We start from the raw sequence: 13,462 nt of genomic DNA, 5'->3' as shown, positions 1-13,462 counted from the left end.
AGTCTGTGAACGGCAAGGCGGACGCCGTCGTCGTCGGGGCCGGGCCGAACGGCCTGGCCGCCGCCCTGCGGCTGGCCGCCGCCGGCCTGCGCGTGCAGGTGGTCGAGGCGGCCGGCAGGCCCGGCGGCGGGATGCGGACCGAGGAGCTCATGCGGCCGGGCTACCGGCACGACGTCTGCTCGATCGTGCAGCCGATGGCCGCGGCCGCGCCCTTCTTCCGCGAGTTCGACCTGCCCAGCCGCGGCGTGCGGCTGGTGCAGCCGGAGGTCAACTTCGCGCACCCGCTCGACGGCGGGCGGGCCGCGGTCCAGTACCGCTCGCTGGACGAGACCGCGGACGCGCTCGGGCCCGACGGCGCGGCCTACCGCCGGCTGTTCGAGCCGCTGGTGGAGCACGGGCAGGACGTCGTCGACTTCTTCCTGACCAGCCGGCTGCGGCGGCTGCCGACCCGCAGCGTGCCGCAGATCGCGCACTTCGGCCTCAACGGGCTGCCCAACGTGAGCTGGCTGGCGCACCGGTACTTCGAGACCGAGGAGGCCCGCGCGCTGCTGGGCGGGGCCGCCGCGCACGGCATGCTCGACCTCAGCCAGCCGCTCACGTCCGCGCTCGGGATGCTGCTGACGATGCTCGGCCACCACGTCGGGTGGCCGCTGGTCGAGGGCGGGTCGCAGAACCTCGCCGACGCGATGGTCACCGCCCTGGAGCAGCAGGGCGGCGAGGTGGTCACCGGGCACCTGGTCACCGACCTGCGCGAGTTCGACGGCGTCCCCGCGGTGCTGCTGGACACCTCGCCGGAGGCGTTCGTGTCCATGGCCGGCGACCGGGTCAACGAGGGCTACCGGCGGTGGGTGCGGCGGTACAAGCACGGCGCGGGCGTGTTCAAGATCGACTGGATCCTGTCCGAGCCGGTGCCGTGGACCAACCCCGACGTCCGGCGGGCCGGGACGCTGCACGTCGCCGGGACGCTGGAGGAGACGATCGCCGGCGAGCGCGCACCGAACCAGGGGAGGGCCGCCGAGCGGCCGTACGTGCTCGCCGTCCAGCCGACCGTCCCCGACCCGACCCGCGCACCCGCGGGCGGGCACGTGTTCTGGGCGTACGTGCACGTGCCGCACGGCTCCGACGTCGACATGACCGCGGCCATCGAGGACCAGGTGGAGCGGTTCGCGCCGGGGTTCAAGGACACGATCGTCGACCGGGTCACCAAGAACGCCGTCCAGATGGAGGCGTGGAACCCGATGTACATCGGCGGGGACATCTCCAACGGCCAGGCGACCCTGCGCCAGATGCTGTTCCGCCCGGTGCCGCGGTGGAACACGTACAAGACGCCGGTCGACGGCGTGTACCTCGCCTCCTCGGCCACCCCGCCCGGTCCCGCGGTGCACGGCGCGTGCGGGGACAACGCCGCGAAGGTGGCGCTGCGCGAGGTGTTCGGCGTCCGCGAGGTGCCCCGCCTGCGCCCCGCCGCCTGAGCCCGCCCGCCGGCTGCGCCGAGATGCGGCTGAGGGTCGTCGTCCGGGCCCGGATGGCGACCCTCAAGCGGGTCTCGGTGAGGCGAGCAGCGCCCGCAGCCGGGCGAGCAGGACCTCGGGACGGTGCAGGTCCGCGGCGGTGACGAAGACGACGCGCCAGCCGGCCGCGGTGAGCCGGTTGAGCCGCGCCCGGTCGGCGCGCAACTGAGCAGGATCGGCGTGCCAGGCGCCGTCGTACTCGACCGCGATGCGCTGTCCGGGCCAGGCGAGGTCGACCCGGGCGACGAACCGGGGGCCGTCACGCACCACGTGCTGGGCGACCGGCCGGGGCAGCCCGGACCGGAGCAGGAGCAGCCGCAGCCTGGTCTCCTGCGGTGACTCGGCCAGTCCGTCGCTCAGCGCCAGGACGCGCCGGACGTGGCGGCAGTCCCGGCCGGTGAGGGTCCCCGCCGCCTCCCGCGCCGACCCGAGGTCGACCAGCCCGCTGCGCAGGAACCGGTCGACGTCGACGACGGCGTCATCGAGGGGGCGCGTGCGCGCCAGGTCCAGGACCGTCCGCAGCGGCGTGGTGACCCGGGTACCCCGCCGGGTCGTCGTCTCCTCCGTGCGGAGGTCCCGTCGGGTGAGGGCCACACCGGCCACCGCGCCCGCACGGACGGGGGCCGCGACGGTGCAGGTGACGTCGTCATCGGCGTCGGCCAGGTCCACGCCCCACAGGACGGCGGCCCTGCGTCCGCTCACGACGGCGCCCGGGAGCAGCAGCCGGCTGACCGCCAGGGCGCGGACGGCGTGGTCGATCCGCGCGGTCGTGCAGGCGTGGACGTCGGGGAACACGCGCCGCCAGGCCGAGGTCCGCAGTTGCGAGCGGGTCAGGAGGCCGGCCCGGACGACTGCGGAGCCGCGGAAGACCCGGCCGGCCAGCTGTGGTGGACGGACCGGCGGCCGGGGCACGGGCGGGCATGCTGCCGCGCCGGGCCACCGCGCCGCTCGCGTCGTCCACAGCCGGGCACCGAGATGCGCCTCAGCGCGGTCATCTGTCGCCCGGAGACGACCCTGAGCCGCATCTCACCGCGGTACGGACGCCGAGCACAGGTAGCGTCGGGCGCATGGTCCGGGCGCTGGGGCTGCCGTTCGACCCGATCGAGCGCGCGGGGGAGACCTGGGAACACCGCTTCGGGCCGGCGTCGGCGATGCGCGCCGCGACGTCGGTGTTCCGGGTCCAGCAGATCCTGCTCGCCCGCTTCGACGAGGTGCTGCGCCCGCACGGGCTGACCTTCGCCCGCTACGAGGTGCTCGTGCTGCTGACCTTCAGCCGCACCGGGCAGCTGCCGCTCAAGGTGATCGGCAGCCGGCTGATGGTGCACCCGACCAGCGTCACCAACGCGATCGACCGGCTGGTCGCGGCCGGGTTCGTCGACCGCCGGCCCAACCCCGCCGACGGGCGCGGCGTCCTGGCCGGCATCACCGACCGCGGCCGGGAGGTCGTCGAGGCGGCCACCGGCCAGCTCATGGCGCTGGACTTCGGCCTGGGCGACCTGCCCGAGGCCGAGCAGGCGCAGCTGTTCGACCTGCTGCGCCGGGTCCGCCTCGGCGCCGGCGACGTCGCGGAGGTCGACCCGGCCCCGTCCGCCGAGGGCTGACACCACACCGGCCCGCCGGTGGGATCATGGACGCCATGCAGCCCACCCGTCCCGGACGCCCCGACCCGCGCGCGCAGGCCCAGCAGGCACAGCTGGCCGCCTCCCTGGCCGGTGCGGTCGACCTCGCCGCCGTCAAGGCGCGCTCCGAGGCCGCCGCTCGGGCCCAGGCCGCCCCGCCGCCGAGCGCCGCCGCGCCGGCGGGTGCCCCCGGCTCCGCCGTCGTGGACGTCACCGAGGCCACCTTCCAGACCGAGGTCCTCGACCGCTCCTTCCAGGTGCCGGTCGTCCTCGACCTGTGGGCCGAGTGGTGCGGGCCGTGCAAGCAGCTGTCCCCGGTCCTCGAGCGGCTGGCCGCCGAGGGCGGCGGCTCGTGGGTGCTGGCGAAGGTCGACGTCGACGCCAACCCCGCGCTGGCCCAGGGCCTGCGGGTCCAGGGCATCCCGGCGGTCAAGGCCGTCTGGCAGGGGCAGCTGGTCGCCGAGTTCACCGGCGCCATCCCCGAGGAGCAGGCCCGCCAGTTCGTCACCGAGCTCGTGCGCGCCACCACCGGCGGGGCGGTGCCGGGCGCGGAGGGCGCCGAGGACGAGGGCCTCGACGACCCGCGCCTGGACGCCGCCGAGGCGGCGCTCGAGCGCGGGGACCTGGAGGCCGCCGAGGCCGCCTACCGGGCGATCGTCGACGTCGAGCCCGACCATCCGGTCGCCGGCCTCGCACTGCGCCAGGTGCAGCTGTTCCGCCGCGCCGACGCCGCCGGCCCCGACGCACTGGCCAAGGCCGACGCCGCCCCCGACGACGTCGCCGCGCAGACCCGGGCCGCCGACTTCCTCCTGGGCACCGGCGACGTCGAGGGCGCCTTCACCCGGCTGGTCGACGTCGTCCGCCGCACCGCCGGCGACGACCGCGACGCGGCGCGGAAGCACCTGGTCGAGCTGTTCGACGTCGTGGGCGCCGAGGACCCGCGGGTGATCGCCGCGCGGCGCCAGCTGATGGCCGCGCTGTACTGAGGCGCTAGGCCCCGACGTCGCAGGCGCCGGCGCCCTGCAGGAACCCGGCGCGGAACACGTCGACGAGCTGGAAGCCGGTCAGGTCGACGTCGGCCAGCACGTCGGGGTCGTTGCCGTAGGTGAGCAGGAACTGCACGCTCTCGTCGATGTCGCCCGGTGAGATCCGCACCGTGTCGAGCTGGTTGTTGTAGACCTGCGCGGAGTACCAGCCGGTCAGGCACACCGCCGACTGCAGGGCGGCGGTGTCCCCGGTGGACAGGTCGAGCTGGTCGCGCGCCGCCAGCGCGTAGGGGATGGCCACCCCGGTGACGACGGCGAAGTCACCCAGCTCGTAGGCCTGCCCGGCGAAGTCCCGGTCGTAGGCGACCAGCCCGGAGCTGCCGCCGTCGGGGCAGTAGACGAGCGCGACGTCGGCCGGGGCGCAGTCCGGCGGGCTCGAGGTGGTCTCCAGCTGCGGCGGGGTGAACTCGGCGTCCAGCACCTCGGTGAACGCGCGGGTCCAGAACTCCGGCAGGGACTCCTCGATGATGCTCTGCGTGGTCGCGGGGTCCGCGTTCCCCTGGTTGACGAAGTCCTCGTCGGACGTGAACTCGCCCTGGGTGAAGACGCGGTCGGAGCCGTAGCGGTCGCGGCAGGCCTCGGCGCCGTCGTCGAAGCCCTCCTGGAACGCCGAGACGCGGTCGAAGTAGGAGCCGTGTGCCTGCTGCTCGCCGGTGCCGGTGCCCACCGGGTCGCGGAGCAGGAAGTAGCCGCGCAGCAGCTGGTCGAGGTCGGGAGTGTCGACGGAGGAGAACTCGGCGTTGCCGTCGGCCACCCACGCGGTCCACGCGCCGGCCAGGCAGTCGGCCTGGGTCTCGGTGGCGATCGAGGTCCGCGGGTAGCCGACCCGGGCCTGGACCGCGTGGCCGAACTCGTGGGCCATGACCAGCTGCGGCAGGACCTCGCCGTACTGCGCGGCCAGCTCGCCGAGGAAGGCGCGGTCGTAGCTGATCGAGTCGGAGTTGGGCACGCCCTGCGAGGAGCAGTAGAAGGCGTTGTTCTCCAGGTCGAGCGGGTCGGTGCCGCAGCCGATGCCCTCGGGGTAGGCCGCCGGGTCGACGTCGTTCGGGTCGACGCTGAAGTAGCCGCCGGTCAGCGGCTGGAACGGCTGCCCGAAGACGGCGGGGAAGGTGTCCGACCAGAACGTCTGCAGGTCGGCCAGGGCGTTGCGGGCGAGGGTGTCGATCGGCCCGTCGGTGGCGCCGACGACGCGCAGGGTGTCGTCGCCGACCGACTGCGACGGCGCACCCTGCGAGCGCGCCTGCCCGATGACGACGTACGAGCACCCCGTCGTCAGGAGGACGCCGAGCGCCACGACGACGGCGAGTGCGCCCCGGGAGCGCGTGCGGAGGTCCATCGCGGGAGCCTCTACCCGCCATCGGCCTGCGTGAACGCGGACGGCGCCCGCCTCCCCCGCGGAGACGGGCGCCGTCACGGGTGGTGCGTCGTCAGAGACCGATCTCGCAGCCGGCGCCGCCGTCGAGGAAGCCGTCGCGGAAGGCGTCGACCATCTCGAAGCCGGACAGGTCGGTGTTCGGGAAGACGCTCTCCTGCTGGCCGTAGGTGAGCAGGAAGATCGCCGCCTCGTCGACGTCGCCGGGGGACAGGGCGCCGACGTCCTGGAAGTCGCCGGTCCAGAACCGCCCGGCGTACCAGCCGGTCAGGCAGACCGCGGAGCTGACGGCGGTGGCGTCGTCGATGGACAGGCCGAGCTCGGCGCGCGCGGCCTGGGCGTAGGCGAGGGAGACGGCCGTGGCGACGGCGAAGTCGCCGATGCCCTCGTACGCCGGGCCGAGCAGGTCGGTCTCGTCGACGTAGACGGTGCCGTCGGCCTCGCAGAACCCGAGGTCGCGGTCCTCGGCGCCCATGTCGCCGCAGTCGGGCGCGGTGCCGTCGAAGACCTCGATGGTCGGCGCGGTGAAGTCCTGGCCGAGGCCGGGGAACACCTGCTCGTAGAACAGCGGCAGCGACTGCTCGGTCAGCCCGGCGATGTCCTCGTACGGGGCGTTGCCCTCGTTGTCGAGGTCGTCCTCGGTGAGGAACTCGGTGGCGACGAACAGCCGCTGCTCGGTGAAGTCGTCCCGGCAGGTGCCGACGCCGCCCTCGTAGCCGGCGTAGAAGCCCGACAGCCGGTCGAAGCCCGAGCCGTGCGCCCGGTCGTCGTCGGGGGAGAACCCGACCGGGTCGCGCAGGCCGATGAAGCCGAGCACCACCTGGTCGAGCTCCGAGACGCGCAGCGCGATGTGCTCGGCGTTGCCGTCGATCACCCACCGGGTGAAGGCGCCGGCCAGGCAGTCGGCCTGCGTCTCGACGACGATCGTCGAGTCGGCGAAGCCGAACCGGCCCTGCATGGCGTGGCCGATCTCGTGCGCCATGACGGCGGGGCCGAGGTAGGGCCCGAACTCGGCGCTGAGCTGGTCGAGCAGCGCGCGGTCGTAGGCGACGGCGTCGCAGTTGGGGTCGTAGTGGGCGTTGTTCGCCACGCCGTCGGGGTCCTCGGGCGCCCGCTCGCAGCCGATGCCGGTGCTCGGGTAGGCGGACTCGTCGATGTTCGTGGAGTCGACCGAGAAGTAGCCGCCGGTGATCGGCTGGTACTCCTCGCCGAAGAACGCGGGGTAGGCCTCGCTCCAGAAGGTGTCGAGGTCGGCCAGGGCGTTGCGGGCCAGCCGGTCGGCCTCGGTGTCCGCGGAACCGGTGATGGGGAACTCGTCGTCGGACACGTCGACCGGGACGCTCGGCCCGCGGGAGGCGGCGCCGACGACGGTGCTCGAGCAACCGGTGAGCAGCACGCTGCCCGCCGCTGCCGCGACGATCGCGCGGCGCAGACCATGCCTCATGGAGCTGGGGTTCCTTCTCTGCCGGGGTGCGGGCGCCCGAGGGAGCCGGGGCCGGCCCGCGCCACCGGGGCGCGGAGCCGGGTCATGATGCACGGGCAGGCGGCAGCGGGGAACGGGTCCGCGCACGGGACGTGACCGGGCCGCTCCAGCGTGTGGAGCGGCCCGGCCGTCGCCGGTCAGACCGGGTGGATCAGCCCTCGTGCAGCAGCCAGAGGGTGCCCAGCGGCGGGGCGGAGACGGTGGCCGAGAACGGCTGGCCGTGCCAGGGCTCCTCGACCGCGTCGACCCCGCCGTAGTTGCCGACCCCGGAGCCGCCGTAGCCCTCGGCGTCGGTGTTGAGCACCTCGCGCCAGCGCCCGCCGCGCGGCAGGCCGATCCGGTAGCCGTGGTGCGGGGTGCCGGCGAAGTTGCAGACGACGGCGAGCACCTGGCCCGGCGTCTGCCCGCTGCCCTCGACGACCGCGGCCTCGGTGCCGCTCTCGGCGGCCTCGGTCGGCGTCGGGACGTCGGCGACCTTCGGCCGGCCGTAGCGCAGGAAGGTGATGACGTTGCCGCCGGCGTCGTTGGCGTCGATCCACTGGAACCCGGCCGGGTCGACGTCGAGCGACCACAGCGCCTCGGTCTCCCGGTACCGGGCGTTGAGGTCGGTGACCAGCTGCAGGACGCCGCGGTGCGCGGGGTCGTCGAGGTGCCACCAGTCCAGCGAGCGGCTCTCGGCCCACTCGCCGTCCTGGGCGAACTCCGAGCCCATGAACAGCAGCTGCTTGCCGGGGTGGGCCCACATGTAGGCGAGGTAGCCGCGCACGCCGGCCAGCTGCTGCCACCGGTCGCCCGGCATCTTCCGCAGCAGCGAGCCCTTGCCGTAGACGACCTCGTCGTGGCTGATCGGCAGCACGTAGTTCTCGGAGTAGGCGTACATCATCGAGAACGTCAGCTGGTTGTGGTGGTAGCTGCGGTGCACCGGCTGGCGCTGGACGTAGGCCAGCGAGTCGTGCATCCAGCCCATGTTCCACTTGAACCCGAAGCCCAGGCCGCCGAGGTAGGTGGGCCGGGTGACCCCGGGCCAGGCGGTCGACTCCTCGGCGATGGTCACCACGCCCGGCACCTCGCGGTAGACGGTGGCGTTGACCTCCTGCAGGAACGACACCGCCTCGAGGTTCTCCCGCCCGCCGTGGACGTTGGGGATCCACTCGCCCTCCTCACGCGAGTAGTCGAGGTAGAGCATCGAGGCGACGGCGTCGACCCGCAGCCCGTCGACGTGGAACTCCCGGGCCCAGAACAGCGCGTTGGCGACCAGGAAGTTGCGCACCTCGGTGCGGCCGAAGTTGAAGACGAACGTGCCCCAGTCCGGCTGCTCGCCGCGGCGCGGGTCGTCGTGCTCGTAGAGCGCGGTGCCGTCGAACCGGCCCAGCGCCCAGGCGTCCTTGGGGAAGTGCGCCGGCACCCAGTCGACGATGACGCCGAGGCCGGCCTGGTGCGCCCGGTCGACGAGGTAGCGGAAGTCGTCGGGGCTGCCGAACCGCGACGTCGGGGCGTAGTAGCTGGTGACCTGGTAGCCCCACGAGCCGCCGAACGGGTGCTCGGCGACCGGCAGGAACTCCAGGTGGGTGAACCCGGCGGCCACGGCGTAGTCGACGAGCTCCTCGGCCAGCTGGCGGTAGGACAGGCCCTGCCGCCACGAGCCCAGGTGCACCTCGTAGACGCTCATCGGCCGCTCGTGCCAGTTGCCGCTCGCGCGCTCGGCGAGCCACGCGTCGTCGTTCCACTCGTGGGTGGACTCGACGACGACGGAGGCGTTGGCCGGCGGCACCTCGGTGGCGAAGGCCATCGGGTCGGACTTCTCCCGCCAGACGCCGTCGGCGCCCAGGACGTGGAAGCGGTACCGGGTGCCGGCCTGCACGCCCGGGATGAAGACCTCCCAGACGCCGATTGAGCCGAGCTGCCGCATCGGGTAGGCGCGGGCCTCCCAGTAGTCGAAGTCGCCGGTGACCTTCACGCCCTGCGCGTTGGGCGCCCAGACGGCGAAGGAGACGCCCTCGACGGTGCCGCGCGGGGTCTCGTAGCGCCGCACGTGCGCGCCGAGCGCCTCGTACAGCCGCTCGTGCCGGCCCTCGCCGATCAGGTACTGGTCGAGCTCGCCGAGGGTGGGCATCCAGCGGTAGGGGTCGTCGACGGTGAAGGTGTCCCCGCCGTAGGTCACCTCGAGGCGGTAGTCCCCGGGCTGCTGCGGCAGCGCGGCCTCGTAGATGCCGCCGCCGTGGATCCGCCGGGCCTCGTAGCGGGAGTCGTCCTGGTCGACGACGACCACCGCGGACGCGTCGGGCCGCAGCGTGCGCACCACCCAGCCCTCGGCGGCGGCGTGCGCGCCGAGCACCCGGTGCGGGTCGCGGGACCAGCCGTCGACGATCGCCCGCAGGTCCTCGTCGGTGACCCGCTCGGGGGCGTCGTGCTCGCCCCCGCCGCCGGCGCCGCTGGTGAGTCCGCCCTCCTCGACGCCCGGCGGCGTCGGCTCGGGCACCTGCGCGACGGCGGTCCCGGCAGCCGCGTCCTGCCCGGGCGCCTGCGGCGTCGAGGGCTCGGCCGGGTCGGGCGAGGGCGGCTCCGGCTGGGGGGCCGGTGCGCCCGAGGGGGAGCCGGGCTCGGCGATCGGCGCGGGCGCGACCACCGGCGTCGCGGTGCCGCCCTGCTCGGCGACGACCTCGGCGGCGGGCTCGGCGGCGCTCTCCGCGGCCGTCTTGCGCGGCGCCCGCCTCCGGGTGGCCTTGACCGGCGCCTCGCCGTCGGCCGCCGGCGCGGCCTTCTTCGCGGCCCGCTTCGTGATTTTCTTCGCCGCGGCGGGCTCGGCGGCCCCGTCGCCGCCGGCCACCGCGGCGGTGGCCGCGTCCGTGGCGGCGGCCTTCTTCGCGGTGGCCTTCTTGGCCGGGGCCTTCTTCGCGGCGGCCTTCTTGGCCGGCGCCCGCTTGCGGGCCGGCGTCGGGTTCACGACCGGCTCGGCCTCGGCGGCCTCGGCCTGCGCGCTCATCTCCTCGACCGCCTGCTGCAGCTGCTCCTTGGTGGCCGGCGAGTCAGCGGTCTCGGCGGCCGCCCCGCTCGCGGGTGTCGGGTCGCTCGTCGTCATCGTCGCGTTGCCGTCCTCTTCGTCGTCTGCTTCGTCGTCTGCTGCGTCGTCGTCTGGTGTGGTGGTCAGGTGCTCGCGGCGGTGATCCGGGACAGCGAGTTCAGCGGGATCATCAGCCAGTTCGGCCGGTTGCGCGCCTCGTAGACGCACTCGTAGACCGCCTTGTCCGCCTCGAAGGCCCGCAGGAGCGGGGAGTCCCCGCACGGGTCCATGCCGCTGGCCGCCGAGTAGCCCGCGCAGAACGCGCCGCGGTTGCGCTCGGCCCACTCCTGCGCCCGGTACGCGCGCTGGGGGTCGTCGGGCTGCTCCACGAGCATGTGCCGGGCGGCGTAGTCGAAGCTGCGCAGCATGCCCGCGACGTCGCGCAGCGGGCTGTCCAGCTGCCGCCGCTCGGCCAGCGGCCGGGCCGGCTCGCCCTCGAAGTCGAGCACCACCCAGCCGGTCGCCGTCCGCAGCACCTGGCCCAGGTGGAAGTCGCCGTGCACCCGCTGGCGCACCACCTGCTCCGGGCTGTCGGCCACCGCGGCGTACACCGCGCGCAGGCCCTCGAGGTGCTCCTCCAGCTGGGGGACGACGGCCAGCGCCGCCTCCAGCCGGTCGCTCATCGCCCGCGCGGTGGCGGCGAACCACTCGCGGTCGGCCGGCTCGGTGTCCAGGACGCGGGCGAGGTCGGCGTGCACCGAGGCGGTCGCCGCTCCCAGCCGCTCGCTGTCGGCGGCGAAGTCGCCCCCGACCTCGTCGGCGTGCAGGTCGCCCTCGGCGTAGAGGTCGCGGACGCTGGCGGTGGCCAGCCGCCACCCGTCGCTGGCGCCGCGGACGAACGTCTGCAGCATCGCGGCGGTCGCCGGCTCGCCGCCGTCGGGGTCGTCGATCTCGATGTAGCCCAGCAGCGGCGCGATGTGCGGGTTCTCCGTCTTGCGCAGCGCCTCGCCGATCTCGACGTCGGGGTTGAGCCCGGGCTCGAGCCGGCGGAACAGCTTGAAGATCGCGTCCTGGCCGTAGACCAGCGAGGTGTTGCTCTGCTCGGTCGACACGACGTCACCGGGCACGCCCTCGGGGATCGGCGCGACGCCGGCCGGGTGGAAGTGCATCGGCCCCACCGTCGAGGCGGCCACCAGGTGCGTCAGCCACGGCGGGGTGGCGTCGCGGTCGCGCATCGCGTCGTAGGCGTAGTTCTCCCGGTCGGTCCCGTCCGCGCCCTTGGCCGGGACGGCGCCCACGAGCGCCGAGGACAGCTCCTCCTCCGGGTGCGCCCGCCACGACAGCGGCACCAGGTAGGTCTCGACGGCGCCGTCGGCGTAGGTCACCCGCACGCGGTGCACCGACAGGACCGGCTCGGACCGCGAGAGGAAGAAGCCCTCCTCGGTGACGTCGGCCCACTCCCGGCCCTTGCCACCGAACCAGCGCTGGTGCGGCATCCACTCGCGCAGGACGTCGGCCAGGGCCTTGCTCATTCGGCTGCTCCGCTCATCGGGGTCCTCCGCTGCCGGGCGGGACGTCGTCGCCGGTCCGGGTGTCGCTGTCGCCGGGGATCTCCTCGGCCTCGCTGACCAGGCCGGCGGCCAGCAGCGAGTCGGCGACCGGGCTGGTGGCGCCCTCCGGCTCCGCGGCCGGCTCCTCGACCGGCTCCACCGGCTTGGCCAGCTCGAACCAGTAGAAGCCGTGCCCGGCCAGGGTGAGCATGTAGGGCAGCACGCCGATCTGCGGGAACTCCACCCGGCCGGTGAGCTCGATCGGGGTGTAGCCCTCGAACCGGCGCAGGTCCAGCTCCACCGGCTGCGGGAAGCGGGACAGGTTGTTGACGCACAGCACCACGTCGTCGCCGAACTCGCGGACGAACGACAGCACCGTGGGGTTGCGCGACCCGACCTCCTCGTAGCTGCCCAGGCCGAAGGTGGGGTGCTCCTTGCGGACGGCGATCATCCGGCGGATCCACTGCAGCATCGAGTTGGTGTTGCGCAGCTGCGCCTCGACGTTGGTGGTCTGGTAGCCGTAGACCGGGTCCTGGTTCAGCGGCAGGTACATCCGCTGCGGGTCGGCGGTGGAGAAGCCGCCGTTGCGGTCGGGCGTCCATTGCATCGGCGTGCGGACGCCGTCGCGGTCGCCGAGCCAGATGTTGTCGCCCATGCCGATCTCGTCGCCGTAGTACAGGACGGGCGAGCCGGGCAGCGAGAGCAGCAGCGCGTTGAACAGCTCGAGGGTGTTGGTGTCGTTCTCCAGCAGCGGCGCCAGCCGGCGGCGGATGCCGATGTTGGCCTTCATGCGGGGGTCCTTGGCGTACTCCGCCCACATGTAGTCGCGCTCCTCGTCGGTGACCATCTCGAGGGTCAGCTCGTCGTGGTTGCGCAGGAAGATGCCCCACTGGCAGTTGTCGGGGATCGGCGGCGTCTGGGCCATGATCTCCGAGATCGGGAACCGCTGTTCCCGGCGCGCGGCCATGAACAGGCGCGGCATCACCGGGAAGTGGAAGGCCATCTGGCACTCGTCGCCGTCCTCGCCGAAGTACTCGACGACGTCGGCCGGCCACTGGTTGGCCTCGCACAGCAGCACGCGGTCGGGGTAGTCGGCGTCGACCACCTTGCGCACGTGCTTGAGGAACTCGTGGGTGCGGGGGAGGTTCTCGCCGTTGGTCCCCTCCTCCTCGAACAGGTAGGGGACCGCGTCCAGCCGGAAGCCGTCGATGCCCAGGTCCAGCCAGAAGCGCAGGGCGTCGATGATCGCCTCCTGCACCTTCGGGTTCTCGAAGTTGAGGTCCGGCTGGTGCGAGAAGAAGCGGTGCCAGAAGTACTGCTTGCGCACCGGGTCGAACGTCCAGTTGGACGACTCGGTGTCGACGAAGATGATCCGCGCGTCGGCGTAGCCGGTGTCGTCGTCGGCCCACACGTAGAAGTCGCCGTAGGGGCCCTCGGGGTCGCTGCGGCTGGCCTGGAACCAGGGGTGCTGGTCCGAGGTGTGGTTCATGACGAAGTCGATGATCACGCGGATGCCGCGGGCGTGGGCGGCGTTGAGCAGCTCGCGGAAGTCCTCGATGTCGCCGAACTCCGGCAGCACCGCGGTGTAGTCGCTGACGTCGTACCCGCCGTCGCGCAGCGGCGAGGCGAAGAACGGCGGCAGCCAGAGGCAGTCGACCCCGAGCCACTGCAGGTAGTCGAGCTTGTCGATCATGCCGCGGAGGTCGCCCACGCCGTCGGCGTTGCTGTCGGCGAAGCCGCGGACGAGCACCTCGTAGAAGACGGCGCGCTTGTACCAGAGCGGGTCGGTGCCCCGCGGTGGCAGCGCGGAGCCCGCGTCGGCGGAGTCGGGCACGGGGAGCGTCATCGGTGCGGGAAGCCCTCGCTGGTCGTCGGTGCTG

At 73.7% G+C, this 13,462-nt stretch carries 9 protein-coding genes; 3 read left to right on the top strand and 6 right to left on the bottom strand.

From position 1 onward, the window contains the following. The first annotated feature begins 5 nt into the window (after positions 1-5). Positions 6-1,472 (top strand): phytoene desaturase family protein, encoded by a 1,467-nt coding sequence (locus ACI8AA_RS05685; protein WP_457043537.1) that lies wholly within the window; start codon positions 6-8, stop codon positions 1,470-1,472. Positions 1,473-1,535: 63 nt separating this feature from the next. Here the strand turns inward: ACI8AA_RS05685 and ACI8AA_RS05680 are convergent, their stop codons facing one another. After that, entirely contained in the window at positions 1,536-2,423 is an 888-nt protein-coding gene (locus ACI8AA_RS05680) for an endonuclease domain-containing protein (protein WP_457043536.1), read from the bottom strand. 155 nt (positions 2,424-2,578) lie between these two features. Here ACI8AA_RS05680 and ACI8AA_RS05675 point away from each other — a divergent pair, with 155 nt between their 5' ends. Together ACI8AA_RS05675 and ACI8AA_RS05670 are read left to right on the top strand one after the other, a co-directional pair. Beyond that, complete coding sequence (locus ACI8AA_RS05675) at positions 2,579-3,112, top strand: MarR family winged helix-turn-helix transcriptional regulator (RefSeq protein ID WP_457043535.1); 534 nt, start codon at positions 2,579-2,581, stop codon at positions 3,110-3,112. 35 nt (positions 3,113-3,147) lie between these two features. Then, positions 3,148-4,116 carry a tetratricopeptide repeat protein gene (locus ACI8AA_RS05670; protein WP_457043534.1) on the top strand — a complete coding sequence of 323 codons (969 nt, stop codon included), beginning with the start codon at positions 3,148-3,150 and terminating at the stop codon, positions 4,114-4,116. A 4-nt stretch (positions 4,117-4,120) separates the two neighbouring features. Here ACI8AA_RS05670 and ACI8AA_RS05665 read toward each other — a convergent pair whose 3' ends face one another. The 5 genes from ACI8AA_RS05665 to treS form a co-directional block, all read right to left on the bottom strand. Next, the gene (locus tag ACI8AA_RS05665) at positions 4,121-5,512 is read right to left on the bottom strand and encodes a neutral zinc metallopeptidase (RefSeq protein WP_457043533.1); all 1,392 of its coding nucleotides are present in this window, start codon (positions 5,510-5,512) and stop codon (positions 4,121-4,123) included. 91 nt (positions 5,513-5,603) lie between these two features. After that, positions 5,604-6,992, bottom strand: coding sequence for a neutral zinc metallopeptidase (locus ACI8AA_RS05660; protein ID WP_457043532.1), 1,389 nt, complete (start codon positions 6,990-6,992; stop codon positions 5,604-5,606). A gap of 190 nt (positions 6,993-7,182) precedes the next feature. After that, positions 7,183-10,110, bottom strand: a complete 2,928-nt coding sequence (glgB, locus tag ACI8AA_RS05655) for a 1,4-alpha-glucan branching protein GlgB (protein ID WP_457043531.1) — start codon at positions 10,108-10,110, stop codon at positions 7,183-7,185. A 65-nt stretch (positions 10,111-10,175) separates the two neighbouring features. Next, on the bottom strand, positions 10,176-11,564 hold the full coding sequence (locus tag ACI8AA_RS05650) for a maltokinase N-terminal cap-like domain-containing protein (RefSeq protein WP_457043530.1): 1,389 nt from the start codon (positions 11,562-11,564) through the stop codon (positions 10,176-10,178). A gap of 13 nt (positions 11,565-11,577) precedes the next feature. After that, on the bottom strand, positions 11,578-13,416 hold the full coding sequence (treS, locus tag ACI8AA_RS05645) for a maltose alpha-D-glucosyltransferase (RefSeq protein ID WP_457043529.1): 1,839 nt from the start codon (positions 13,414-13,416) through the stop codon (positions 11,578-11,580). Positions 13,417-13,462 lie beyond the last annotated feature (46 nt).

The organism is Geodermatophilus sp. SYSU D01180 (assembly GCF_054050415.1).
This window is presented reverse-complemented; position numbering and strand designations above follow the sequence as displayed.

What these genes read in the sequence shown, in the direction of transcription:
- ACI8AA_RS05650 (WP_457043530.1), bottom strand. Translation starts at nt 11,564, where the DNA reads ATGAGCAAGGCCCTGGCCGACGTCCTGCGCGAGTGGATGCCGCACCAG.
- glgB (WP_457043531.1), bottom strand. Translation starts at nt 10,110, where the DNA reads ATGACGACGAGCGACCCGACACCCGCGAGCGGGGCGGCCGCCGAGACC.
- ACI8AA_RS05670 (WP_457043534.1), top strand. Translation starts at nt 3,148, where the DNA reads ATGCAGCCCACCCGTCCCGGACGCCCCGACCCGCGCGCGCAGGCCCAG.
- ACI8AA_RS05665 (WP_457043533.1), bottom strand. Translation starts at nt 5,512, where the DNA reads ATGGACCTCCGCACGCGCTCCCGGGGCGCACTCGCCGTCGTCGTGGCG.
- ACI8AA_RS05660 (WP_457043532.1), bottom strand. Translation starts at nt 6,992, where the DNA reads ATGAGGCATGGTCTGCGCCGCGCGATCGTCGCGGCAGCGGCGGGCAGC.
- ACI8AA_RS05675 (WP_457043535.1), top strand. Translation starts at nt 2,579, where the DNA reads ATGGTCCGGGCGCTGGGGCTGCCGTTCGACCCGATCGAGCGCGCGGGG.